The organism is Campylobacter troglodytis (genome assembly GCF_006864425.1).
GTDB classification, from domain to species: domain Bacteria; phylum Campylobacterota; class Campylobacteria; order Campylobacterales; family Campylobacteraceae; genus Campylobacter_D; species Campylobacter_D troglodytis.
Map to the genome: position 1 here is coordinate 1 of NZ_QHLI01000017.1, position 24,709 is coordinate 24,709.

Here is a 24,709-nt window from a genome sequence, read left to right on the forward strand (position 1 = left end):
ACAAATATTTTAAAATTTCCCTTACATTTAGCTAAATTCGGAAACGGATTTTTTGTTTTTCATAGGCGTCAACTTAAAAATCCTTTGGTTTAAGTTTAATTTAACCCAAAAATTCAAAGCTTTAAATTTTCAAGCAAGTTAAATAAGCACATTAAAGCCTCTGTTCTAAGTTTCTAAAAGTCTAAGTATATAAAATTTAAGGAAATTATAAAAATTCAAGCATTCCCACTAGACAAATCAAAAAGTCCAAGTTGAAGACTAAGTAATTTAAATTCAATAAACAAAGAAATTCAAGCTAACTCAAACATTGCAAAAGCCTCAATCTGAGCTTGAAATTTTGGCGATTGATACTTTTAGCTAAAATGAGCTAGGATTTTTCCTAAGCCATTTTAACAAAATTTTATACAAAGTTTCGTTTTTAACCTTGACATTAGATCTAAATTCAGTTTCCTTCAAATGAAGGTAGAAAAATTCCTTTGCCGTGAAACTGACCTAAACTAACCTTCGCAAAACCCAAGAAATTCACAATTTTGTTTATGTGGCTTCGTCCCTTTGCAAACTCGAATTTGGCGTGTTTGACCCTATAATGTGCATTTGCTCCTTCTACTACGCAGTTGCAAGACGAAACGAAGCAAAAAATCTATCAAAGCACCGTAGGATTTTAATCCATCGCTGTAAATTTCACTTTCTTTAAGCTCCGCAAAGTCCTTTATAATCGGCAGTAGCTCTTTGGCATAGCAAGTGTTTGAATATATAAACTCGTGCGATTGCGTTTTAGCATTACTTCTCGCAAAGGGACAAGAGGCTTAACGAAGTAAAAATATAGGTGTCTTTTTCTAGCCCCACGCCCACGCTTGCCACGCACCCTTTTTGCACCGAAATAACTTTCATCAATTTCAATCTCACCGCTCATTTTCTAAAGAAACTTCGTTTTGCTGATTTTTTCGCATTCTTTTGCGATTAAAAGCCTTATTTGTTGCACTATCCTATTCACGCAAGGGCGAAAAACCTTGCATAAATCAGCGATTTTGCTTACGCAAATGTCAGCACAAAAGCACTCTAAAATTGCTAAAATTTCCACTCAGAAATGTAGGGCAAAAATATATACTTGTTTAACATCGATTTTACCAAGCTTTCAGCCGTAATTATATCAGCTAAAAGTATCAATCGCCTAAAATTTTAATAAAAGCTTGTTATTTGCGTGATTTTATTTAAAATTCACATCCCAAAAGGCTAAATTTAAAGGCTTTAAACCTTGATTAAGCCATTTTTATCTATTTTATAAATTGTATCGCACATTGAAGCTAGGGTGTTGTCGTGGGTTACAAAGAGCAAGGCAGCAGAGTTTTCTTTGACATAGCTTTTAAGGATGTTGATGACATTTTTTGCATTATCAGAGTCTAAATTTCCTGTTGCCTCATCTGCAAAGATGATCTTTGGCTTCTTGCAAAGCACACGGGCTATGCTAACCCTTTGCTGCTGCCCTCCGCTTAATTTTCCAATCTTTGTACCCAAAAGTTCATAGATTCCAAGCCTTTCAAGCAAGGAATTATCAAGCTCAGCCTTGCTTAAAACAGTGGCTAGTTCGATATTTTCAAGTGCCGAAAAGCCTTTAAAAAGATAGTGCATTTGAAAGATAATGCCAAAGAAATACCTTCTTATGTGAAGTCTTTCGTTTTCGTTTAATTCATATAAATCATAATTTTGAAAAAAGATCTTACCAAATTTGGGTCTTAAAAGGCTTGATAAGATGTGCAAGAGTGTAGATTTACCGCAACCGCTACTGCCTTGGATGGCTATGCAGTCTTTTTCAAACAGCTCTAAATTTAAGTTTTGAAAAAGCACATAATCAAAGCTGTGGCTTAAATTCTGTGCTTTTAAAAGAGTCATTTCATTTGTGCAGCCACTTCTGCTGCAAAGTCCTCGCTCTTTTTTTCAAGTCCTTCTCCAACCTCAAAGCGAACAAATTCTATGATCTCAAAGCTAGCTCCAAATTCTTTTTGCTTTTCAGCAATGACTTGCTCGACAGTTTTTTTATCATCCATAACAAAAAACTGCCCTAAAAGAGTAAGCTTACTGTCAAGTTGTGAATTTTCAGCTATGAAGCTATTTAATTTGCCTACAATTATCTTATCCCAAATTTGCTCTGGCTTTTTTTGAGTCTTTAACTCAGCCTTTATCTCATCCTCTGCTTGTTTTAAAATGTCCTCTGTTAGTTCTTTGCGACTAGCAAATTTTGGAATTTTATGCTCTGGCTTGTTTGGATCTTTAAGCCTTCTTCTTTCTTCATTCTCCTTTTCAAGCTCAGCTACAAGGGCTTTGTATTCACTTTTTATAAACTCATCATCTAAATTCTTATAAGATAAATAGCTAGGCTTCATAGCAGCTATATGCATACAAACTTGCTTTAAAAAGGGCAGAATTTTTTGAGCTACTTGCTCGTTAGAAGCCGTAGCAGCTATGATTACACCAACTCTTCCATTTGTGTGTATGTAGCCATTTACCACTCCATTTAAGCCAGCTTTAAGAGTAACAAATCTTCTTACTACTAAATTCTCGCCTATGGTTGCAATTTGTGAATTTAAATACTCCTCAAAGCTTACTCCGTTGATTACGCTAGTTTTAAGCTCCTCTGTTGTTGTGAATTTCTTGCTTTGAATGTGAGCTGTGGTGTCTTTTGCTAGGGTAATAAACTGTTCGTTTTTGGCTACAAAGTCTGTTTCTGAATTTATCTCAGTCAGTGTGGCTAATTTATAATCCTCATCCACCTTAACGCTAACTAGCCCCTCAGCTGCAAGCCTATCTGCCTTTTTTGCAGCCTTTCCAAGCCCCTTTTCTCTTAGATGCTGCACAGCCTTTTGAAAATCTCCTTCGCATTCTATCAAAGCATTTTTGCAATCAAGCATACCAGCTCCTGTGCTTTCTCTAAGCTCCTTTACCATTTGTGCACTTATCTCAGCCATTGTCTTTTTCCTCTTTAAAGTATTCCTCGTTAAACTCCTCGCTTAAAGCCTCTTCTAAGAGCTCTTGCTTTTCCTCCTCGCTTGCTGGGGCTTCTTCGCTTGGTGCTAGGTCTGCATCTTGTTCTCTTAAATTCTTGCCCTCATTTATGGCATTTGCCATTTCTTGACAAAATAACTGCACAGAACGAATAGCATCATCATTGCCAGGAATTGGATAAGTAATGAGATCAGGATCGCAGTTTGTATCAAGGGGAGCAACGACAGGAATTTTCAAGCGATTTGCTTCTTGTACTGCTATTTTTTCTTTCACTGTGTCTATGACAAAAAGCAGATCTGGTTGGGTTTTAAGATAGCGAACCCCTCCTAGATAATCAAGCAGTTTTTCCTTTTTTCTAGTAAGCATCAAGGCTTCTTTTTTTGTTAAGAGATTAACAGAGCCATCCTCTTCCATCTTTTCTATGATTTCAAGCTTACGAATAGACTGTTTTATGGTGCCAAAATTTGTCATCATACCACCAAGCCAACGGTGATTAACATAGGGCATACCACATTTTTCAGCATATTCTTTTATGGCTAGGCTTGCTTGTTTTTTAGTACCTACAAAGAGTACTGTTTTGCCCTCTGCTGCTAAATCTCGGACTATATTATAAGTATAGCGGAAGTAGCGAAGTGTTTTTTGAAGGTCTATGACATAAATGCCCTTTCTTTCGCCAAAGATGAATTTTTTCATCTTGGGATTCCACCTTCTTGTTTGATGCCCAAAATGCACTCCGCATTCGAGCAAATCTCTCATTGTTACCATTTTTTCTCCTTATAGTTTAGCTTTTTCCTCCACGTCCCTTGTTTTACTAAGCTAAGAAGGATTGACGTGTGTGAATTTTAAAAAATGAATTATAGCAAAGTTAAGATTATTTTATTCTTAGATCTAAAAAGATCTAAGAATAAATTTTTAGTGAAGCTCAGACCAAACCTTTCTTTTCCACAAAATCGCAAAGACGCTTAAGATAACAAAGAAGATCATAATATAAACTCCAAGGCTTTGTCTTTCTTCTTTCTTGCTATCTCCAACTTGTTCCATATAAGCAATTACGCTTGTTTGAGCTTCTTGGGTTAAACCAACCCTTGGCATAGCGGTTCCTGGAAGCACTTTTTGAGTGTTGTTGATGAAGTTATTAAGGTATTCTGTGCTTCTTGATCGGATCATTATAGAAAGATCAGGTGGCACAGAGCCTAAATAGCCCTTAAGATCATTCATATCAGACAAAGCTTTAAAATCATCATATCTCATATTATGACAGCGACCACAAGCTTCTACGAAATTATGCTTATTTTTAGCAAAGACAAAATCCTTTTCTATGAATTTTTCCCTTTGAGCCTCGCTTAGATCTTCCATCTTGGCATATTTATCATTAAGCTCAGCTCTAATGCCCTCATCAACTCCCTTTTCATAGTCCTTTCCAACTTCTTTGAGATAGGCTATGACATCGGCTACATTTTGACTAACAACCTCTCTTTCCTCTCCGCTCATTTCTTCATTATAAGCTGTCATTATAAAGGCATCTCCAAATTTATGATCTACCTTTAAAGCCAAAGAAGGATACATAATCAAAGCCGCAAAGAACTTCTCATCATAAAGCAGACCAGAAGCACTGAGATCAGGCGGCATAACCCCATAAGCTGAGGAATCAGGAATGGCACTTTCAAGCCCTGCTATTTTAAGGCTATGACAAGCAGAACAGTTTGTTTGGAAAAACTCAGAGCCTCTATTGGCATCGCCCTTGGCTAGGTCTATATTATCCACCCTTTCCCAAAGCCATTCATTTGTGCCTAGGTATTTTTGAGCCTTTTCAAGTGCCTCAGATGCACCTTGTAGCTTAGCCTCTGCTGATTTTATGGCTTCTTCGTTATTTGATTTTTTAATCTTATCAAGTTCTATTTGAGCTTGATTAAGCTCATTTTGCCTTTGATCTACCAGACTTTTAGCAAAGCTTATATCCTCTTTTGCAAAGTCAAAATTTGCAGGTGCAACATGAGGGTGCATAACAGAATGTGCATAAGGCTCAACACCCCAATAAACAAGTGCTGTAAATATCAGCACCACAAAAAAGATCTTAAACTCTCTCATTTGCTCTCCTTTTTTCTTTCCATATTAGTAATTACAGGTAGTGCAACAAGCAAGAGCAATAAAAACACTATGGATGAATAAAAGCCCACCCAGGCATTAATGCCAGTTGGAGGCAACTTGCCATAAACTGTTAAAACTATAAGATCTACAAGTAGAATCCAAAACCACCAAAAAAAGAGCGGTCTATGATGTGCTGGCTTTACCACATCGCTTCTATCAAGCCAGGGAAGCAAGAAAAATATCACCTGAGCTATACCAAAGGCAGCTAAGCCTATATCAAATGCCTTAATGCTACCCACATCAAAGAAGAATCCACGCAAAACCTCATAACTCCACAAGAAATACCACTCAGGATAAATATGCGCCGGTGTTTTTAAGGCATCTGCTGGATCAAAATTAATAGGATCCATAGCAAAATTAAATTTAAAACACACTAAATAGAAAAAGAAGATCATAAAAAGACAGATATACATAAAGTCTTTTGCTAAAAACGCAGGCCAAAATGGAATAACCTTTGAGCCTTTTACATCTCCGCTTTTATACTTTTGTGCTTCTATCTCAAAGTCAAGCTCCTCTGCTATTTCGTTATTTACATGGGGGATGCGAAGTGCATAAAAGTGAAAAGCTATAATCATAATGATAACTATGGGAAGCAAACAAACATGAAGCATAAAAAAGCGAGTGAGCGTGGGATCGCTTACCGCATAATCACCCCTAATCCAAACCACCAAGGCCTCACCTATGAAAGGTATGCCTCCAAAAAGATTTGTAATAACCTGAGCAGCCCAGTAACTCATCTGTCCCCAAGGAAGCATATATCCACTAAATGCCTCTGCTGAAAAGACCACAAACAAAAGCATACCGCTAAGCCAGATCATCTCTCGCCCTCTTTTATAAGAGCCATAGTAAATGCCTGTTAGCATATGAATATATATGATTAAAAAGATAATAGAAGCAGCCACTCCGTGCAAATGCCTCCACAGCCACCCATACTCAACCTCTTGCATAATGGTTTTATTCACACTATCAAAGGCCAAGGCTGTATCTGGTTTATAATACATAACCAAAAGCAAACCTGTTACAAACAGTATGGTAAATAGAACTGTTAAAATAACGCCCATAGCCCAAAGAAAGTTAATTTGCTTTGGTATCCAATACTCAACCATAAGCACATTAATGAGCTTTTTTACGGCTAGTCTTTGATCTAGCCAATCAATAATCCCTGTTGCCTTTCTAACCTGTGCCATCTTATGCCTCCGCTATCATTTGTTGATACTCAGGTCCCTCCTCGCCAAGGACGAGTTTGTTTCCCTCTATCTTAAAAGGTGGTATTGCAAGCGGGGCTGGTGGAGGACCGAAGACATTCTTGCCATTCAGATCAAACTCCCCTCCATGACAGGCGCATTTAAAAAGCCCCTCGCTTGCTATATAAGAAGGTATACAGCCTAAATGTGTGCAAAGTCCTATCATCACAGCATATGAGGCATTTTCTATAAGCACCTCTCTTTTTGGATCCTTAGCCATAGCCTCGCTCTTTTTTAGTATGAAGATGGGCTTTTTACGCCATTCTATGGTCCTAAGCTCTCCTTCTTGCATACTAGATAAATCCACTGTGGTAAAGCCTGCTGCTCTAACACTAGGAAGAGGATCCCAGGTCTTTTTCATAGCAAGTAGAGAAAATGCCCCACCCACAGCAGCCACAGTCCCAAACGCAAAGCCTATAAAGCTTCGTCTGCCCTCGTTTGTAGCCATTGTTTTCCTTTCAAAAAGTTTTTATAAAATTATAGTGTAACAAAAATTAAATAAATTTTTTCTTTATTTATAAAAAATTATTTCAACAAAACCTCATTTTCGATAAAATGTTTAAATTTAGAAAAAATTCTTCCTCATTTTAAGATAAAAACTATCTTTGATTAGATCTTCTTGTGGCTTTATTTTTGTAAAAATAAGCCTTAATTGTTGCAAAATTCCTTAAATTCACAGTTTAAATTCAAGGCTTTAAGCATACTTGTAAATAAATTCTAACTGTAAATAAACAGTATAAAAGTCTTAAGATTTTATTGCAAAATACTGTTTAAAGAGTGTAAATTTAAATCTAAAATCTCATATTTTGGAAGTTTAAAAAAGCTTTAAAATAAGTTGAAAGCGTATTTAAGGTAAAGTGCTTTTAAGATAAGACTCAATTAAACTTAAACCAAAGGGCTTTTAAATTAACTCCTATAAAAAACAAAGCTTCGTTTCCGAATTTCGCCAAATGTAAGGGAAATTTTAAAGTTTTTTTACCTCGCCTCTCATGCCTCTTGCTTTGCAAGAAATCCTTGATTTAGAGGCTAAAAACGCTGGGCTTTGTCAAATTCGTCATCAAAGTTTGTGTAAAATCTTCAAAGAAATTTGCATTTTAACCCTTGAAGAATGTGAAAAGTTTTCTAAAATGAGTGGTGAAATCGAAGAGGGTGAAAGTTATTTTAAAACAAAAGGAGTGTGTGGAAAAGGGGGCGTAGTGCTAACAATAAAACATCTGTGTTTTTATTTCGTTAAGCCTCTTGTAGTTCTGGGAGAAGGAATGCTAAACGCTAGGTTGGCGTTTATACACAGGTCATCGAATACTGCTTTGCCAAAGAGCTATTACAGATTATAAAGGACTTTGCAAAGCTTAACGAATGTGAAATTTAAAAGAAAACTTCAAAGCCTACGGCACCTTGATGGATTTTTTACTTCGCTTTGCTCGTCCCTTTGCAAGAAGGAGCGAATACACATTATAGAGTAAAACATTCTAAAAACGAGTTTGCAAAGGTACGAAGCCACATAAACGAAATTGTGAATTTTTTTGCTTCGTGCTATGCACTCGCAACTGCGTAGTAGAAGTTTGCGAAATTTAAACTTCCTAAATTTAAAGGCTAAAAGAGAAAATTTTGTCCTTCATTTAAAAAAACTTAATTAAGACGAAAATTTTAGAACAAAATTCCCATCAAAATTTATTAAAATTGATAATAAAAAATTCTGTTAAGTTTAATTGATTCTTAAAACAAAGCGTCTTTAAAATGCTTTTAAAATAAGCAAATTGTAAATATCTTTTAAGTTCTAGTAGAGTTTTTAAGCTCCAAGGCAGCCTTTTTTGCTAAGTGATCGCATCTTTCGTTAAATTCATGTCCTTTGTGGGCTTTGATCCAAAAGGCTGTGATCTTATGGGGCTTTGCTACAAGCACATATTCTCTCCACAAGGATACATTTTTTCTGCCCTTAAAATCCTTTTTTATCCAGTTTTCAAGCCACTCATTTATGCTTTGGACCATTAAATTTGAATCTGTGTAAAGTGCGACCTCGCAAGGTTCTTTCAAGGCTTTTAGTGCCTCTATGATGGCTTTTAGCTCCATTTGATTGTTGGTGGTATTTGCCCAAGCACCGCTTCCTATTTTTTCGTGTTCTTTGTAGCGAAGTATGAAGGCCCAGCCTCCAAAGCCAGGATTATCAAGGCAAGCACCGTCTGTATAAATTTCAATCTTTTTCATATAAGTTCCTAATCAAGTATCTGAATTTCATATGAGATCTTAGAGCTTCCAAACTCATAACAAAGAGGACAGTGGTAAAAAAACATAGGCATTTGCACCTTGCAGTTGCTACAAGAATAAGAAAATTCAAGCCCCACTCTAAGATCACTCTCATTTAAAATGTCAAGCATTTTTAGTTTCTTGTTTTTAAAATTATAATTTTCCCTCTTAGAAACAAGCTTCATAGCACAAAAAAGCTCAAAATACTCCTCATCATCCAAAAAAATAAGTTCTTTGTTCTTATAAAGCAGATCTATAATTTGACTAAATTCACAGTGCAAAAAGATTTTTTCATTCTCAAACAAAAATCTCTTTGCAAGGCTATTTTTAGCACTTATTTGAGCTTCTTTGAAAAGCTTGGTTTTTTCATCTAAGCTTAAATTTGAATTTTTATATCCCAAAAGCCTAATAAATTCTTTTTCAAAGCCCACCTCAACACCAAGTTCAAAAAGACAGTCTAAAACCTCAAGCACACCGTCATAGTCTTTAAGCCTTAAATATACTATTTTAAGCAGCTTCAAAGCCTTTTCATTGCGGGGTCTAATTTTTAGGCTATTTAAAAGCACCTCCTTGCTTTTTGCCAAAAAGCCAGCCTTAAAATAAAGCTGGGCTAAATCATAAAAAATTAATTCGTGCTCGTTTTTATCCTTGCTCTTTTCAAGGGCTATTAGACAAATTTGTATAGCCCTTTCAAATTCACCACCTTTTGTAAAAACACTAACTAAAAAATGCAAATTTGAAAGGCTGAGAGCACTTTGGCGGAGTAGTTCTTTGTGCTCATTTGAGATCTCAAATTTTTGCACAAAACTTTGTATGTTTTTATCTTGTTTATTGATAGAAAACATTTTCCACACATAATGCCCTAAAGCCACCATAAAAACAAGGCTAACAAGTATGACAATGGAAAAAATAGGATCCCTATACTCAACGAAAAAAAAGTCCATATTCTCACTTTGTAAAAGATCTTGCTATTATAGCTGAATTTTTTAGGCACTAAGGGCATTTTAAAGAGGCTTTAAAAGCATCTTTTAATAAATATTAAAATTTTTTGAAAAAACCTTGCTATTCTTTACTTAAAAACTAGTATTTATACCCAAGATACAAATTCGCCCTTACCCCCTTATAAGAACTAGGCTTTAAAAAGCCGCTTAGATCTGCTTTGAAAAAGAGCTTTTTGCTAAGATTATGCATAGCATTTATGTGCATTTGATAGCTAAAACCTCGCTCTTGTATCTTGTAGGCTATAAAATTATTTGCCCCCTTTAAGCTTAATTTCACCTCATCCTCGCTATGATAAAGATCATTTACAGCCAAAAAAGAAGTAGAATAATACCCCTCTTCTAGCTCAAAGCTAAGATCTGCTCCAAGCCCAAGATCGAAGCTTAGATCCTTATAAGCCTTTTGTATATAGCTTGTTGAATTTATGGCATCTTGGGCATTGTAATTTACATTTACAAGCGCTATGCCCTTTAAATTCTCAGACAAAATGCCTAGCTCAAATTTATACAAGCTTTTTAAAAACGAGCCGTATCCCTTAGCCTTAAACTGTGCCTCTTCTATTTGCTTTTTATCATTAAAGATAGAAAAGCCAAGCTCATTTTGAAGCTCACTATCTTCAAAAAAGGCATTAGAATACGCACTAAGATTATAAATTTTAGGATTTTGCTGAAGATTTTTTGTGCCTCTTAACTCACTTGTTCCCATTGAAATTCCAAGCAAAAAATTATCAAAGATCCTCTTATCATAGCCTAGGCTTAAATTTTTAACATTTAAATTCCCATCCTTTGTGGTAAATAAACCAGCCCCAACGCTACTGTATACCCTATTTGCTTGTTCTATCTTATCAAAGATAGCCACAGTTGAGATTATATCGCTTCTTTGCAAGGGATTTTTAAGGTTTTCATTTAGCACATATCTTGCAGGGCTAAGACGAAGCTCTTGCATCCTAGAACTTAATTCTTGTCTTTGAAGAAGGGGTGCCATATTTAGCATTGTTTGGCTGCTTGTTGCTAGATCCTTAAAATTATTATCTAGCCTTTTAAGATCTTCTTGTAATGAAACATAAGAGCTAGTGATAAGTGCTGTGTTTATGCTAGTAGCAAAGGGATTGTTTGCAAAAAAGATCTCAAGCAAGGCCTTATAAGCAGGATCTATGTGGCTACTTAACTGGGTTACAGATCTAGGATTTTGACGCAAAAACTCGACAAAAAAGGCATTCTCATTCAGTCTTCCTCTTATAAAAAACTCATTTTCTTCTAAATTTTTGCCATTAAAATCTTTGAAATTTATACTAAGATCGCTATATTTTAGATTTTGGGCTGTAAAAACTGTGTAGTATTGATTAAAAATTAGCTTATCTTTTGAAAGCTTATCAGAAAAGCTAAGATCAAGCCTTGTGCCACTTGATAATTCTAAATCCTTGCTAAATTCAAGGCTTAGTAGATCCTTTTTTTGATCTTCTTGTGAATTTGTCCCTAAATTCTGCCCTATGTTTTTAAGCTCTAAATTCTCGCTTATTATGAAATTACTTTGTGGGGCTTGTGCTATGTTTTGTGCCCTTAAAAGATCATAACTTAGTTTTTTAATAACTGTGTGCGAATTTGTGTCGCTTGTGATCTTTATAAGGCTTTCGTTTAAATTCAGCTCGTTTAAATATAACTGTGAATTAGCCTTTAAATCAATGCTTTTTAAGCCCTTATCATTTAAAGATCCTAAATTCACAGCACTTTGATTTAAATTTAGCCTTTCAAATAAGACTGTATCTAGTTTTGAAAATATGCTTTGTGTGAGATTAACTGTGTTGATCTTGGCTTTGATATTTTCTATGCTTGCTACTGAGTTCTTTAAATTCAAGCTTTCTAAATTAAGGATTGAGCCTTCATCCCCTCTTATGTTTAAGTCCCCCTCAACGCTAACAGTTTGTGCCTTAAAGGAGCTTTGATTTAAAAGATTTAGATTTAAATTCTTGCTTGTCAATGCCTTTGTGAGCGTTAGAGTGGCTTTATTATTTAAATTTATTGTGCCTTCTTCACTGTAAATGGAGTTTGCGTTTAAGCTGCTTGAATTTAAAAGGCTTAGCTCTAAGCTTGAAGCCTTTAAGCTTTCTTTGAGATTAAGCGAAGCACTGTTGGCTAGGCTAAGATCTGCTTTTTTTGCAAAGCTTAAATTATTAGCATCAAGGCTTGAATGATTTAGCATAACCTTGGCATCTTGCTTTGAGTTGATAAAATCTTTTGCTTTAATCTTTGAGCCATTAAGAGCATATAAATCATAATTTTGAGGCAGTTTGAAGGCTGAATTGTAAAAACTGTCCAAATCAAAGCTTGATTTATCAAAGCTTAGACTTTTTTCTATGCTAAAATTTGAGCTACTATCAACTGTGAATTTTCCTCCTAAATTGCTATTTACAAAGCCTTGAAGGATTAAATTATCAACCCTTGCACTAGAACCGCTTTTAAAATTCAATGTATTTGCCGAATTTATACTAAGATTTTTAGCCACCAAGCTAGCCTTATTTGAAAGCTCTAAATTTGGAGCAAAATTTGCAAAATTTGAAGTGATGCTAGCCCCATTTGCCTTGATAGTGCCTATATAAAGGCTATCCTCGTAGTTTTCATTTTCTAAGTTGCCACTTTCAACGACTTGATTATAATAAAACCCACTTCCTCCCACATTATAACCATCCTTGCTGTCTATAAAATGTACTCCTCCAAAACTAATCTTTGAGTTTTGATCTGCTGTAATGTTGGCATTTAAGATAGCCTGCTTACCAACGGTTAAATTTGCATTATTTAAATGTATCCCACCAGCGATGCCAAAATAGCGCTTGTCCCAGTCAGATTGATCTAAGCTAGATGGGCGACTTAAATCCATATAGCTTGACATAGCCTTCACCGTGCCACCTTCTGCATTTTTTATCTTATCAACAATGTTAGTATCATTTATGATGGCGTGAGTAGTGGGGTGTCCTTGCAAGACTATGTTTGAATTTGAAGCACTCAAAATTCCCTTTATATCTATGTGTCCATCAAAAATAAGGCTTGCATTGTGGGCTTTGCTGTCTTTGTAAACAAGATTTAAATTTGATGAATTTGTGCTTGAATTTGCGTTAAAATTCGTCCCATTTGCAAGACTTGCGTGGATTATGGTATTTGTTTTTGTATTTGTTTTGTTATTATTTTTATCATAGCCAAAGCCCTCAATTTCCAAACTTGCAAGTGAGCCTAAATTTGTGATAAAGGCCTTGCTATCATTTGCAGCAACTGTGTTTAATCTTAGGCTATTTCCTCCTAGATTAAGCTTGCCCCCGCCTGTGCCAAAATAAAAGCCCATTGAGTTTGCTGAATTTTGAGCGAGGGTGTAGGAATTTGAATTTAAAGAAGTTGCTGATTTTAAATTCAAAGAGTTTGTTGAAGTTGTGCTTAAATTCATAGCCTTTAAATTTATAGCCTCTGAGCTTGAATTTGCAGTGCTTAGACTTGATCTTATTAAGCTTGTTTTATTTAAGCTTTTTATGGCATTTGAATTTATAGTATTTGAAACTAAGCTAGTAGAATCTATCAAGGGGCTATTTTTAAAAGCTCTTGTTGGCAATGCTGAATTTCTCACAGCCCCTATAGCCTCAGCCTTACCCTCTTTTAACTCAATCTCACCTCGCCCACTTGTGATATAAATCCCCTCATAAGCCTTTTTATCTGTGTCAAATTCTACCTTGCCCTCGCCCACCTTAAGATAGCCCAAATTTTCATTTGCGTTTGGAGTGTAGCTCGTCTTTATTATGAGTGTGCCTTTGCCAATCTTATGCAAGCTGTCGTTTTTTTCATTTCTTAAATGCCATTCAAGCTTGACATTTTCTTCTAGATCAAGCCCTGAGCCTTTGAAAATATGCGTTTGTCCTGCTTGATTTGTGAATTTATACATTGTTGGATTATTAGCACTGTTATTTGCCCTAAATACAAGACCTCCAGCATAGCCCTTGCTAGTATTTAAATAGATATTTGCTCCTACTTCTACATCGCCTCCACCGCTAAAAACTAGATCCTTGCTTTTTTCTAGGGTGTAAGTTGTTTGATTATCCTTTGATTTTAAAGAATTATTAGCCAGGGTATTTGTGCCTTGTTTAAGCTCAATTTTTTGCTCAAATTTACTCTTATACTCATCAAGTTCTTTTTTTGAAACAAAAGACACCTTCCCCTCATCCAAGCCAAGCTGCACGAAGGTTTGAGAGCTTACCCCAAGCAAAAGCCATTTTGAGTTTTTGCTATCATAGGCATAGATCCCACTTCCGCTATCTCCTTGAGTTATGATGTTTCTAAAATTCGCATTAGGCTTGTAATTAAAAGAAATGCCTCTCGTGCAATCTTCATAGCAATTTACCCCATCACCATAATTTATAGCCTCAGTTTCAAGTATGCCAAAGCCCCCACCTCGCATTTGTCCGTTATCCTTTGCGTAAATTCTACCCTGAGGCCTACTTGTGCCAAAAAAGCTAAGATCCCCTGATCCTGCTTGATACAAATAAATATTTCCATCCCTATCTTTAAGGCCTTGTAGGGACGTTTTAAAATTTGTTAAATTTTCACTTTCTTTGTCTTTACTTTCCTTTGTGGTGTTTTCAAGATCTAAAAGATCCACGCTACCTTCGATGATATACTTATCAAAACGCATAAACTTTGTATCAAAGCCATAGGGGCTTGAAATGCTTTGTATGTCCACAGTTATTTTGTTATCATAAATTAGCTCTTCTTTGGCTATCTCATAGCTACTTAGTCCAAATTTTCTCAAAGCAGCTATGCTCTCAGGACTAGTTACATGATTTGCACTTACTACAAAGCCCCTTCCTACTGAACTTAGCGAGCCGTAATTACTTGAAGTAGCGAAATTTGGCACGGTTGGGATCTTTAAAGCTAAACCGTTTTTTCCTGTGAGTGTTATACTGTTTAAATTTGACTTTGTGCTTGAATTTGAATTCACAGTTGAGTTTATATTTAAGTTAGTATTTAAAGCAATCTTTGAATTTATTTCATTTAGGCTTGAATTTTCTCCGTTAAAAGCACCCCTTCCTTGCCCAAAGTCCAAGTAGTCTCTATAATAAAACTTGCTTAGATCAATGCTTTGAGCCTCTAAGCTTAAAACAAAAGCAAAAAATATCAAACTCTTTTTAATCACTTTTCATCCCTCATATGCCCTAATTTTAGCACAGTTAAGCATAAAATTTGTATTTTTTGCAAATTTTTTAAATTAGCCCTTGACAAACAGTAGGTGTAATGCCTTATAATGTATTTACATTATTTATCAAAAGGAGCAACAATGCAAACTTACATAAACGAGGCAACAAGTGGCAAGAGGATAAGTGCTAAAGGCTACGCAGTGGCAAACAAAAACGCCAAATTCAAGCCCTTTTCATTCACAAGACACCCACTAGGAGAAAAAGACATTCTCATTGAAATGCTATTTGCTGGAATTTGCCACAGCGACATACACCAGGCAAAAAGCGAGTGGGCGGATGGGATTTATCCTATGGTGCCCGGACACGAAATAGCAGGACGCGTCATCGCCGTAGGCAAAAATGTAAAAAAATTCAAGGTAGGAGATTACGCAGGGGTGGGGTGTATGGTAAATTCCTGCGGGGCGTGCGAGGCTTGTAAGCAAAGCAAGGAGCAGTTTTGCTCAAAGGTCGTTTTCACCTACAACTGCATTGATGGCTTTCATAATGAAGAGCCTACTTATGGGGGTTACAGCGACAATCTAGTCGTAAGCGAGGACTTTGCTATAACAGTGCCTAAAAACGCTCCGCTTGATAAGGTAGCACCGTTACTTTGTGCTGGCATCACCACCTACTCACCGCTTAAATTCAGCAAGGTAAAATCAGGCTCAAGAGTGGGCGTGGCTGGCTTTGGCGGACTTGGAGTAATGGCTGTGAAATACGCACTGAAAATGGGTGCTGAGCTAAGTGTCTTTGCTCGCAACAAAAAGAAAGAACAAGACGCTTTAAGGCTCGGCGTAAAGGCACTTTACACCACTGACAAGCTAATCGAAGTAAAAGAACGCTTTGATCTAATCATCTCCACAATACCCACAGCCTACGAGCCGATGGACTATGTGCGGCTGCTTGACTTTGGCGGCGAGCTTTGCATAGTTGGGCTTCCGCCAACAAGCGTAATGCCAAGTCTTAGCCTAAGCTCGCTTGTATTTTCAGCACACCGCAAGGTATATGGCTCCATCATAGGTGGCATCAAAGAGACTCAAGAAATGCTTGATTTTAGCCTTAAACACGGCATTTACCCTGAAACTGAAATCATAACAGCCGCTCAAATCGATGAAGCCTATGAGAATTTAACAAGTGGGAGAGCAAAATTTCGCTATGTAATAGATACTAAAAAATCGGTGTTTTAGGCCTTAACGGCTTTTGGTGGTGAATTTTAATGCAAATTTTAGGCTAACTTCACAAGGCAAACTTTTTGCGAGAAATCGATTTTATAGGGCTTGATAATTTACATTTGTCTAGCAAAGGCTTAAAGAAAAGGAGGGTTGTTTTTTCATTTAAAGAAAATTAAATTTTGATATAATAGCCACATTTTAGGGCAAAATTTTATTGAAATTTATTAAGATTGATAAGCCAAAATCCTATTAAAGTATATTAAGACCAAAAAATAATATAAGCCTTCAAGCACTAAGACTATATTAGCCTAACAATTTTCACAAACAAACAAGTATAAGGATTATAAAAGGATTATAAAAGGATTATAAAAGGATTATAAAAGGATTATAAAAGGATTATAAAAGGATTATAAAAGGATTATAAAAGGATTATAAAATGACTAAAAAAATTCACAAAGCCTCCTTTGATCCTATGCTGTTTAATGGTTTGGGAAGTAAACGAGAAAGGAGCTTTAATCATGGCTTTTATGGGTTTATAATTTTATTTGGATATATATTTGGTATGATTGGCGGTTCATCTATTATTTATGGAACCGTTACGAAAAAGTATTATGAAGATTGGTTTTTAAATTATTATATTGCCGTCATATGTATAGTTTTTGTATATGTTATTGTATGGTTTTATCTTCATATTTTATTGTTTAAACATACTAAATTCAACAAAGATCTAAACAAAACTAAGCCTCTTTTAATTTGCGAGTATAAAGGAAGCCTTAAAAATTATTGTGTATGGATCTTGGGCTTTATTTTTATGTTGATTTTTTATCTTCTTTTTTTTGTTTTATCTATTGTTTCTCCACCTTTGCTTTGTCTAATTTTATTACATTTTTACAACAAACCCTTTTTGCTTAAACGCATTTTATTGTTTGAAGAATATCTTATTTTGGAGTATAGAATTTTTGGCAATATTAAGTTAAATAGAAATAACCTAGCATTGATAAGGCTTAATAGACTTGTTAGCAAATCCATTATGGACTATGGTGCTAATATTGCCCTTGCAAGAGTTATGATCATTAAAAATGCTAAAAACTCTTATTTGACTTATTATCCTTGTGCAATATTTAGCATTTATGGGATGACTAATATTAATATATTATGGCAAGACTTAGATGCTAAAATGGGATATAGCACAGAGGCTATAGCAAATGAAAATTTTGTTTATGCTGGAAAAAAAATAAATTTTAAAATTTTTACAATTTATTTAAAGGATAATTTTAATGTCTAAGATTTACGGCATAGAAAGATCTTACACTCCTAATGATAGGCTTAGCGTAAATGAAGAAAACAAAGAATTCTTTGAGTGTATAAGTGAGTATGAGTTAAAAAGAATTCAAAAAGAACAGGATAAAGATTCTTTAAAGGCTTATTTGTTTAATACCTTAGTATTAATGGATTCTACATTAAGTAGCATTATAACAAGCATAGAAAAGGCTACACCTTCTTATATTAAAATCATATTTACCACAAAAGATGCCGTAAAGGGTTCTGCTTTAAATACATCCAATTCGGTGTTTTAGGCCTTAACGGCTTTTGGTGACAAATTTTAATGCAAAATTTAGGCTAAATTCACAAGGCAAACTTTTTGCGAGAAATCGATTTTGTGGGGCTTGATAGTTTGCATTTTCTAACAAAGGCTTAAAGAAAAGGAAGGTTGTTTTTTCATTTAAAAAAATTAAATTTTGATATAATAGCCACATTTTAAGGCAAAATTTTATTGAAATTTATATAAGATTGATAAGCCAAAATTCTATTAAAGTGTATTAAGCCCAAAAAATAATATAAGCTTTCAAGCACTAAGACTATATTAGCCTAACAATTTTTAAAAACAAACAAGCATAAGGATTATAAAAGGATTATAAAATGACTAAGAAAATTCACAAAGCCTCCTTTGATCCTATGCTTTTTAACGGTTTGGGAAGTAAAAGGGAAAGGAGGTGGAATAATGCATTGTATTCCATCATATCTATTGAGGGCATATTATCTGTGCCAATTGGTCTTTTTATATTTAATGGTGTTATTAATAAATTATACTATGATGATTGGTTTCTTGTTGCTTATATGGCATTTATGTTAAATTTTCTTGTCTTTTTTATACTGTGGTGTTATGTTCATATTGTCATTTTCAAACATACATATACAAATAAACACATAAATAAAAGCGATCCTCTTTTAATTTGCGAGTATAAAGGAAGCCTTAAAAATTATTGTGTATGGGTATTGGGATTTTTATATCTTTGTATTATATATTCTTTTATCATCCTTTTGTCCATATTTGCACAGCCACTCATTGCTGTTGTGCTAATGCATATTTTTATTAGTAAGCCCTTTTTACTTAAACGCATTTTATTGTTTGAAGAATATCTTATTTTGGAGTATAGAATTTTTGGCAATATTAAGCTCAATAGAGATAACTTGGCATTGATGCCTATACCAAGACCATCAACAAATTTAGCCTTTGTGCGACCGCAACTTTTTGATCAAGACAAATTTCCACATATAATCGCTAATTTTTGCACTAGATTTAATCCTTTTGGTATGAATAATATTTCCACATTAATAAAAGAATTGGATTCTAAAATGGGATATAGTGCTTATGAAATGACTAAAAATAAGATAACTGTTGGTTTTGAGATAAAAAATTTAAATTGCTTAAAAATTTATTTGTAGGAGCACCAATGAACATTTACGGCATAGAAATATCTTACACTCCTAATGATATACTTAATGTAAATAAAGAAAACAAAGAATTCTTTGACTGTATAAGTGAGTATGAGTTAAAAAGAATTCAAAGAAAACAGGATAAAGATTCTTTAAAGGCTTATTTGTTTAATACCTTAGCATTAATGGATTCTACATTAAGTAGCATCATAACAAGCATAGAAAAGGCCACACCTTCTTATATTAAAATCATATTTACCACAAAAGATGCCATAAAGGGCTCTGCTTTAAATATGTCTAATGAAGATTTAAGCATAACGGAAATAATTATCTTAGGTGGCATTACTATTGGCATAGGTGTAGCTTCTGCTGTTATCATTCCAACACTTATTGCCGATGCTATGCTAGGTTTTATAGCCAGCATTATCATTTCTTACATAACAACATTCTTTCTTAGCGAAGCTTATCTATTTTTACGAAGTAAAAGTATAGAGCTTTGGCAAGATGCTAAAAATTTAGCTAAGGCTGCTATGCAAAACATTATGTCTCTTATACAAAGCGATACAAGGAGTTTAGAGGAAAGAAAAGAAGCACTTACAGAAAAAACGGCTAACGCAATTTTAAGCTCTACGAATAAAGCTTTAATGACACAAAAAGAATATGAAGAGCATATGATTTTTTTATGTAAACATTGTTATGATCTTAACACCACCTCCCACTCAAACCCTCACCCAAAAAGCAACAAAACAAGAAATTTCCAGCTTCTCATAAAAGATTATGCTAGCTTAAAGCCTTTAAAAAACAAGCACATAGAGCTTATAAATATAGATTCTAAAAAAAGTTTAAAAAGGCTTACAAACAATAAAGGAGAGGCTTTGTTTGTGATAAATGAAGATGAGAGAGGGGATTTTTTTAATGTCCGCTTAATAGATGATAAAGAGTATGAGCAAGAGCCTTTTTATCTAGCAAAGGAAAACTTAAAAAATTCACAGCAAAGGCAAGTTTATCTAGCAAAAGAAGCTTTAATAAATTCACAAAACAAGCAAGCTTATCTAGCAAAAGAAGCTTTAATAAATTCACAGCAAAATCAAGCTACTCAAAAGATACTTAGTCCTAATAATTATGCAAATCACCAAGCCATAATTTATTTTAAAAAAAAGGATACCAAAGTTAAAGATGACATAAATCTTGTAGAAGAGCTTAGCTTTTTAGAGTATGTAGAATGGGAGCTAGATCCTAAAACAAAAGAAATTAAAAAGGCAAAAGAGAAAATAAAAATACATTATATCTTAGATCCTAGTTTGCAAGAAACGCGAGATGTTTTTAATGCAACAAAGAATTCTTTTAATGCAAGCCAAGATTTTGCAAATATCACAAAGACTTCTTTTAATGCAAAACAAGATGATTCTCACACAACACAGGATGTTTTTAATGCCACACAAACTTATTCTAAGACCACACAAACTTCTTTTTATGTGGCAAAGAATTTTTCTCATACAAAACAAGATCTTACTCACAAAACACAAAATTCTTTTAATACAAGCCAAGCACCCTCTTACCCCTTTGCCCCAGGAACTTATATAGAATTAAGAGCAAGATTAAGGGAGGATATGAGGGCTACAAGGGCTTTGAACTGGGCTTATCTAAGCCTTAAAGACGAAAATGAGCTTTATCTTTTTAAGGATAAAAAACTAGCTAAATATGATTTAAGCCCTCTTTTTGATCTAAGTGGGTATTTTAATGAACATCAAATATATGATAAAATAGGCTTTCATCTGCCCTTACTAAACTGTGCCTATGTTATCATCTTTGCTAGCACGGCTGATATTGATATATATAAAAACACGCATTTAATAATCAACACAAAATTTAAAATAGGAGAAATTTCAAAGGGTAGCATCATAGAGGCTAAGAGAAAAGAGGATCAAAACTACAAGGCTTTTAAATTCAGCCTAGCCAAGATAGAAGCACAAAAAAGCAATGATGGGCTTTTAGCTAGTGCCACAAAGGAAGCCTTGCCTTATTTCAACAAGCTTGATTTAATATGTAATTTAGAAGAGGCTGTGAATTTTTTAAGATCAAATAAAGATAAATTCAGCGAGTTTTATCAAAAACATCAAGCAAGATATGAAAATGAAAATTCAAGCTTTGATCCTTTGTTTGATTATCTTAGAGCCTATCCAAGCCTAGCAGGAAAGCTTGCTTTTCTTTATAAGGGCTTTGATCTTGCAAATGAGGACTTTGTGGGGAGTGTGATGAGAAGTTGCTATGTATTATTTAACTGTCAAGATGAGTATAAAGCAAATAGAAAGGACTTTGTAGAAAAAATTGTGAAAATATATACAAGCACAAGATTAAATAGCTCCTTCATTGACAAGCTTTACAGAGTCAATGAAAATACAAGAACCTATAAGCAAGAATTTGAAGCTGTCTTTTTGCATAATGATAAAAACATAGACAAGTTTAGCTTAATTGAAGATTTTATCAATGAGATAGCAAAGGCATTAAAAATCAAACCAAGCCTTATACCACAGCTTACTTATGAGCTATCTTATGGAAATTCAGGAACTTATGATAGAAACACAAATACAATAAGTCTTTCCTTACCAAGATCAGGGCTTAAAGATGATTTTATAGCCCTTATGGATACTCTTATACACGAGTTTAGACATTTTTATATGCACTATGTTTTTGCATACGACTTAGAACATAGCTTGACACAAAGCAAGATAGCACAGTTTATACATCATAGTTTATATATATCTTGGGGATATAAAACACTCTTTGATGCTTATGATAAAAACTGTGCTAGCTTTGATGCAGAAATTAAGCAATGCGTTAAAAATTCAAAGTATTCCGAAGTTCGCATTCGTATTATAGATTCAAAAGGAGCACAAATAAGAATGAAACCCTCCCCCCTCTACTACATACAGCCAAGTGAAAGAGACTGCCGTGTAGTAGCTGGAGCTTTTAGAAAAGAAGCAAATTTATAAGCTTAAAAGGAGCAAAAATGAAGCTTACACCAGCACCAGATCTTAAAGCACACAATCAGTTTTTAAACAATAGAAAAGAACAAGAGCTTTATTTAGGGATTAATACAAATATAAACTGTCTTGACAATTGGTGTTCTTATACCTTTGTCTTAGAACGAGGCACTAAGATCAAACATTTTAGAGGCTTAGATGCTAGCTTTGTAATAGAGCATAAAATAGGCTTATATTTAGGCAAGATTATTTTTAAAAAAAACAAAGACAGCAATCTTATCCCACATTATATACCCTCCAACATACAAAATTTAAAAGAAGAGCTTACAAGGATAAATCCTCTGTGGCTTGATGAGCTAAATAAAGATTATAAGCTTGATGATGCACTCTTTGATAGTGGCAATTTTGGAGAAAATTATAAATTCAAAAGTAACAAACTCAAACTACTTTGTAAAAATAGCAAGCAAAACATCACCCTAAACAAGGAGCAAATTCTAAGCTATTTCACAGAACTTCACAAACTTAATACTAGCCTCATTAAAGATTACATAGATAGTATCAACAAAGAAGAAGGTATCAAAGCCTATATGCCAACTCAAAATACCTACAAAAGCTTACTGAATTTAGGCATCTTGCAAGAGGATATGTTTGAGTGGGGATTTGATGGAACCTTGCTTCCTAAATATTATGCAAGGCTTGTGGCGATTGATTATATGAAAACACAAAAGCAAGCCCTTTTGATTCCTTATTTTAACGAGCTTTTTTATGCGTATTTGGTATGGAGTTTAAAAGAATTTACCATACTTTACCATAATGGCTATATAGCTGAAAAGAAAAATATGCTTTTTAATCTTTGTGCTTATATAGATGATAGAAGGCTTATAAATAAGCACGATGAGCCTATGAAAGATCTAATTGCAAGCTATTTCTATGAAAATTACAAAGATCTTCTAACACCAGAGCTACAACAGGAGCTTTTATTTAGTAAAAATATGTATATTTCTCTTATCGATGAAATTGGTTCTTTTGCGCTAGCTCCTTCATATTATATACCAATAGATGAGACAAGCAACAAAAAAGATCAAGCCTCTTTTAAAACCCCAAATTTAGACTTCTTTGGAGATGAGCACATTAAGCCCTCCCCATTAGGAAATTATTATTTTGAGCTTAAAGATAATCAAGATAGCTTTGTAGAATATTATAAAAAAAGCTATCCAAAAAAGCCTCCTAAACATTGGAGTAAAGAAATGATGGCTAGGCTTGAGCTAGAATTAGAGTAAGGCTTAAAAAGCTTAAAGGATGAAGTTCTAAAGGTTTAAAAAAGAATAAATAATCTTTATGCTGTGTCATTTAAATTTATTTCAAGCCTTCAAGCTCATAAGTTTTTAAACTTAGAAAGTAAAATATGTATAACTGTTTATAAGTCTTTAAGTGTCTCAAAGCCAAGCTTCTTAAAAGATTTAGGCTTTAAAAACCTAACATTAAGCTTTTAGTTAAATTTAAAAGCCCACAAAAGAAATATTGTAAAAAATTTTAAAGAAAGACTATACAAGGCAAAAAACCTAAAAACAAGAAAAACAAAGTTATTTTAGTGAAGAGTTTGCAGTTGATGAGAGTTATTTTTACAACTCTAGGCTCGTAACTGTAAGCAAAAGGGGCTAAAAAATAAAGAGGAAACACTAATATCCTAAAACTCTTGCTACTATAAAAGGTGAATGTCAAAGAAGCAGTAGTAATTTATGTGATGTTCTATTTAAGGCTTCTTGTTGTGCGTAGAATCGCCTTAAAGTCCCCTTATCTTGCGTGGTAGAGTTAGCAGATAAGGCCCCTTGCAAGGTGAAGTTTGGCAAAATCTCCTATCTTGCAGAGGGGGTCTTTGCTTCGGCCACCCAATCCGCTGGGTTGGTCGTCATTGTAAGCCGGTGAAACCGGCTTAACAATCTAAAATTCACACAGTAAAAGCAAAATTCAAAGTAAAACTCTGAATTTGTCATATTGAGGCTTTGAAAAAGCCTAAATATCTTACAATCACAAAAATAGATTTTTCGCTTAAGGGCTTAAAATGACAAATAACCCTCATTGCGAGATTTTATGAAGTAAAATCGTGGCAATCCATAAATTTACGCTTTGAAAAAGCGTAAAAACTACATTGCGGAGAGGGTTTTGCTCCGGCTATCGCTTCGTAATTCGCTGGGTTGGTCGTCATTGTAAGCCGGTGAAACCGGCGTGGCGGCTGGGACGAAGCGATTTTTGCGTAGCAAAAATGTATTAGCAGACGCGTAGCACGAAGTAAAATCCAAAACACACCCTGCGTGTTGTCATTCTGAGCCTAGCGTAGCGAGTGCGAAGAATCCACGAAAAAAAATTCACGCATTTTCCACAAGTGGCGTGAATTTTTTGGCAAAACTTCGTCATTGCGAGCAGTTTTTGTAAAAAACTGCGTTGCAATCTATAAAAATTCACGGAATTTGCCTACACTTTGTCATTCTGAGCCTTTTGAAAAAGGCGAAGAATTCACAAAAAAGTGCGAATTTTGGGGCAAAGTGTCATTGCGAGATTTTACGAGCGAAGTGAGTAAATGTGTTAGCAGACGCGTAGCACGAAGTAAAATCCAAAACACACTCTGCGTGTTGTCATTCTGAGCCTTTTGAAAAAAGCGAAGAATTCACATTTTAAATCAAAGATGACTTTAAGACCGTGGATATTTCGCTACGCTCAATATGACAAAATTTAGGCTTTGCCTAAATTTTCGCCTTAATTTTAACATTTGCTGTGAATTTTTGCGTTAAAAAGCCTGAATTTTCGCCTTTGTTTTGGCGTTTCTAAAAAATTCACAGCTCAGTTTTTTTAAACTATGGATTGCCACGACTTGACAACCGTCAAGTCTCGCAATGACGAGTTATGGTATGAATTTTGTAATAACTTCTTAAAAAATTCACAGCTCAGTGAATTTTTAATGAAATTTTCCAAAAATTCACGCCCTTTTAGTAA

At 34.5% G+C, this 24,709-nt stretch carries 20 protein-coding genes and 1 pseudogene; 8 read left to right on the forward strand and 13 right to left on the reverse strand.

Going from position 1 to position 24,709, the window contains the following annotated elements; translation table 11 throughout:
• Positions 1-357: 357 nt before the first annotated feature.
• The 7 genes and pseudogenes from DMC01_RS04980 to petA all read right to left on the reverse strand — a co-directional run bounded on the left by DMC01_RS04980 (position 358) and on the right by petA (position 6,840).
• A pseudogene (locus tag DMC01_RS04980) lies at positions 358-1,131 on the reverse strand (IS1595 family transposase).
• Positions 1,132-1,248: 117 nt separating this feature from the next.
• Positions 1,249-1,890, reverse strand: a complete 642-nt coding sequence (locus DMC01_RS04985) for an ABC transporter ATP-binding protein (protein WP_142693184.1) — start codon at positions 1,888-1,890, stop codon at positions 1,249-1,251.
• Positions 1,887-2,963: a translation elongation factor Ts gene (gene tsf, locus DMC01_RS04990; RefSeq protein WP_142693185.1), complete on the reverse strand. Its 1,077-nt coding sequence runs from the start codon at positions 2,961-2,963 to the stop codon at positions 1,887-1,889. The genes DMC01_RS04985 and tsf overlap by 4 nt, the downstream gene beginning before the upstream one ends.
• The gene (gene rpsB, locus DMC01_RS04995) at positions 2,956-3,765 is read right to left on the reverse strand and encodes a 30S ribosomal protein S2 (protein ID WP_142693186.1); all 810 of its coding nucleotides are present in this window, start codon (positions 3,763-3,765) and stop codon (positions 2,956-2,958) included. Before rpsB ends, tsf begins: the two co-directional genes overlap by 8 nt.
• 147 nt (positions 3,766-3,912) lie before the next feature.
• The gene (locus tag DMC01_RS05000) at positions 3,913-5,088 is read right to left on the reverse strand and encodes a c-type cytochrome (protein ID WP_142693187.1); all 1,176 of its coding nucleotides are present in this window, start codon (positions 5,086-5,088) and stop codon (positions 3,913-3,915) included.
• Entirely contained in the window at positions 5,085-6,335 is a 1,251-nt protein-coding gene (locus DMC01_RS05005; protein WP_142693188.1) for a cytochrome b, read from the reverse strand. The genes DMC01_RS05000 and DMC01_RS05005 overlap by 4 nt, the downstream gene beginning before the upstream one ends.
• Before the next feature lies 1 nt (position 6,336).
• Entirely contained in the window at positions 6,337-6,840 is a 504-nt protein-coding gene (petA, locus tag DMC01_RS05010; protein WP_142693189.1) for a ubiquinol-cytochrome c reductase iron-sulfur subunit, read from the reverse strand.
• A 553-nt stretch (positions 6,841-7,393) separates the two neighbouring features.
• Between petA and DMC01_RS05015 the strand changes: the two genes are divergently transcribed.
• Together DMC01_RS05015 and DMC01_RS15845 are read left to right on the forward strand one after the other, a co-directional pair.
• Positions 7,394-7,726, forward strand: a complete 333-nt coding sequence (locus DMC01_RS05015) for a hypothetical protein (RefSeq protein ID WP_142693190.1) — start codon at positions 7,394-7,396, stop codon at positions 7,724-7,726.
• Between the two features lie 95 nt (positions 7,727-7,821).
• Positions 7,822-7,947, forward strand: coding sequence for a hypothetical protein (locus tag DMC01_RS15845; RefSeq protein ID WP_282432254.1), 126 nt, complete (start codon positions 7,822-7,824; stop codon positions 7,945-7,947).
• Positions 7,948-8,162: 215 nt separating this feature from the next.
• On the opposite strand, the gene rnhA is transcribed toward DMC01_RS15845, so the two are convergent.
• The 3 genes from rnhA to DMC01_RS05030 all read right to left on the reverse strand — a co-directional run bounded on the left by rnhA (position 8,163) and on the right by DMC01_RS05030 (position 14,804).
• Complete coding sequence (gene rnhA / locus DMC01_RS05020) at positions 8,163-8,597, reverse strand: ribonuclease HI (protein WP_142693191.1); 435 nt, start codon at positions 8,595-8,597, stop codon at positions 8,163-8,165.
• 8 nt (positions 8,598-8,605) lie between these two features.
• Positions 8,606-9,580, reverse strand: coding sequence for a tetratricopeptide repeat protein (locus DMC01_RS05025; protein WP_142693192.1), 975 nt, complete (start codon positions 9,578-9,580; stop codon positions 8,606-8,608).
• Between the two features lie 136 nt (positions 9,581-9,716).
• Positions 9,717-14,804: a S6 family peptidase gene (locus DMC01_RS05030; RefSeq protein ID WP_142693193.1), complete on the reverse strand. Its 5,088-nt coding sequence runs from the start codon at positions 14,802-14,804 to the stop codon at positions 9,717-9,719.
• Positions 14,805-14,945: 141 nt separating this feature from the next.
• On the opposite strand from DMC01_RS05030, the gene DMC01_RS05035 reads away from it, so the two are divergent.
• The 6 genes from DMC01_RS05035 (at position 14,946) to DMC01_RS05060 (ending at position 22,998) form a co-directional block, all read left to right on the forward strand.
• Positions 14,946-16,031, forward strand: coding sequence for an NAD(P)-dependent alcohol dehydrogenase (locus tag DMC01_RS05035; protein WP_142693194.1), 1,086 nt, complete (start codon positions 14,946-14,948; stop codon positions 16,029-16,031).
• A gap of 421 nt (positions 16,032-16,452) precedes the next feature.
• Entirely contained in the window at positions 16,453-17,301 is an 849-nt protein-coding gene (locus DMC01_RS05040) for a hypothetical protein (protein ID WP_142693195.1), read from the forward strand.
• Positions 17,294-17,593, forward strand: coding sequence for a hypothetical protein (locus tag DMC01_RS05045; protein WP_142693196.1), 300 nt, complete (start codon positions 17,294-17,296; stop codon positions 17,591-17,593). Before DMC01_RS05040 ends, DMC01_RS05045 begins: the two co-directional genes overlap by 8 nt.
• 343 nt (positions 17,594-17,936) lie before the next feature.
• Positions 17,937-18,743 (forward strand): hypothetical protein, encoded by an 807-nt coding sequence (locus tag DMC01_RS05050; RefSeq protein WP_142693197.1) that lies wholly within the window; start codon positions 17,937-17,939, stop codon positions 18,741-18,743.
• Positions 18,744-18,751: 8 nt separating this feature from the next.
• Positions 18,752-21,727 carry a hypothetical protein gene (locus tag DMC01_RS05055; RefSeq protein WP_142693198.1) on the forward strand — a complete coding sequence of 992 codons (2,976 nt, stop codon included), beginning with the start codon at positions 18,752-18,754 and terminating at the stop codon, positions 21,725-21,727.
• Positions 21,728-21,744: 17 nt separating this feature from the next.
• Positions 21,745-22,998 carry a hypothetical protein gene (locus DMC01_RS05060; protein WP_142693199.1) on the forward strand — a complete coding sequence of 418 codons (1,254 nt, stop codon included), beginning with the start codon at positions 21,745-21,747 and terminating at the stop codon, positions 22,996-22,998.
• Positions 22,999-23,574: 576 nt separating this feature from the next.
• On the opposite strand, the gene DMC01_RS13280 is transcribed toward DMC01_RS05060, so the two are convergent.
• The 3 genes from DMC01_RS13280 to DMC01_RS05070 form a co-directional block, all read right to left on the reverse strand.
• Positions 23,575-23,712 (reverse strand): hypothetical protein, encoded by a 138-nt coding sequence (locus DMC01_RS13280; RefSeq protein ID WP_185908718.1) that lies wholly within the window; start codon positions 23,710-23,712, stop codon positions 23,575-23,577.
• Between the two features lie 95 nt (positions 23,713-23,807).
• Positions 23,808-24,023 carry a hypothetical protein gene (locus DMC01_RS05065; RefSeq protein WP_142693200.1) on the reverse strand — a complete coding sequence of 72 codons (216 nt, stop codon included), beginning with the start codon at positions 24,021-24,023 and terminating at the stop codon, positions 23,808-23,810.
• Positions 23,987-24,181 carry a hypothetical protein gene (locus tag DMC01_RS05070; protein WP_142693201.1) on the reverse strand — a complete coding sequence of 65 codons (195 nt, stop codon included), beginning with the start codon at positions 24,179-24,181 and terminating at the stop codon, positions 23,987-23,989. The genes DMC01_RS05065 and DMC01_RS05070 overlap by 37 nt, the downstream gene beginning before the upstream one ends.
• Positions 24,182-24,709 lie beyond the last annotated feature (528 nt).

Excerpts from the sequence above, each read along its gene's own strand:
- DMC01_RS04985 (WP_142693184.1), bottom strand. The coding sequence starts at position 1,890 with ATGACTCTTTTAAAAGCACAGAATTTAAGCCACAGCTTTGATTATGTG.
- tsf (WP_142693185.1), bottom strand. The coding sequence starts at position 2,963 with ATGGCTGAGATAAGTGCACAAATGGTAAAGGAGCTTAGAGAAAGCACA.
- rpsB (WP_142693186.1), bottom strand. The coding sequence starts at position 3,765 with ATGGTAACAATGAGAGATTTGCTCGAATGCGGAGTGCATTTTGGGCAT.
- DMC01_RS05000 (WP_142693187.1), bottom strand. The coding sequence starts at position 5,088 with ATGAGAGAGTTTAAGATCTTTTTTGTGGTGCTGATATTTACAGCACTT.
- DMC01_RS05005 (WP_142693188.1), bottom strand. The coding sequence starts at position 6,335 with ATGGCACAGGTTAGAAAGGCAACAGGGATTATTGATTGGCTAGATCAA.
- petA (WP_142693189.1), bottom strand. The coding sequence starts at position 6,840 with ATGGCTACAAACGAGGGCAGACGAAGCTTTATAGGCTTTGCGTTTGGG.
- rnhA (WP_142693191.1), bottom strand. The coding sequence starts at position 8,597 with ATGAAAAAGATTGAAATTTATACAGACGGTGCTTGCCTTGATAATCCT.
- DMC01_RS05025 (WP_142693192.1), bottom strand. The coding sequence starts at position 9,580 with ATGGACTTTTTTTTCGTTGAGTATAGGGATCCTATTTTTTCCATTGTC.
- DMC01_RS05035 (WP_142693194.1), top strand. The coding sequence starts at position 14,946 with ATGCAAACTTACATAAACGAGGCAACAAGTGGCAAGAGGATAAGTGCT.
- DMC01_RS05040 (WP_142693195.1), top strand. The coding sequence starts at position 16,453 with ATGACTAAAAAAATTCACAAAGCCTCCTTTGATCCTATGCTGTTTAAT.
- DMC01_RS05045 (WP_142693196.1), top strand. The coding sequence starts at position 17,294 with ATGTCTAAGATTTACGGCATAGAAAGATCTTACACTCCTAATGATAGG.
- DMC01_RS05050 (WP_142693197.1), top strand. The coding sequence starts at position 17,937 with ATGACTAAGAAAATTCACAAAGCCTCCTTTGATCCTATGCTTTTTAAC.
- DMC01_RS05055 (WP_142693198.1), top strand. The coding sequence starts at position 18,752 with ATGAACATTTACGGCATAGAAATATCTTACACTCCTAATGATATACTT.
- DMC01_RS05060 (WP_142693199.1), top strand. The coding sequence starts at position 21,745 with ATGAAGCTTACACCAGCACCAGATCTTAAAGCACACAATCAGTTTTTA.
- DMC01_RS13280 (WP_185908718.1), bottom strand. The coding sequence starts at position 23,712 with ATGACAAATTCAGAGTTTTACTTTGAATTTTGCTTTTACTGTGTGAAT.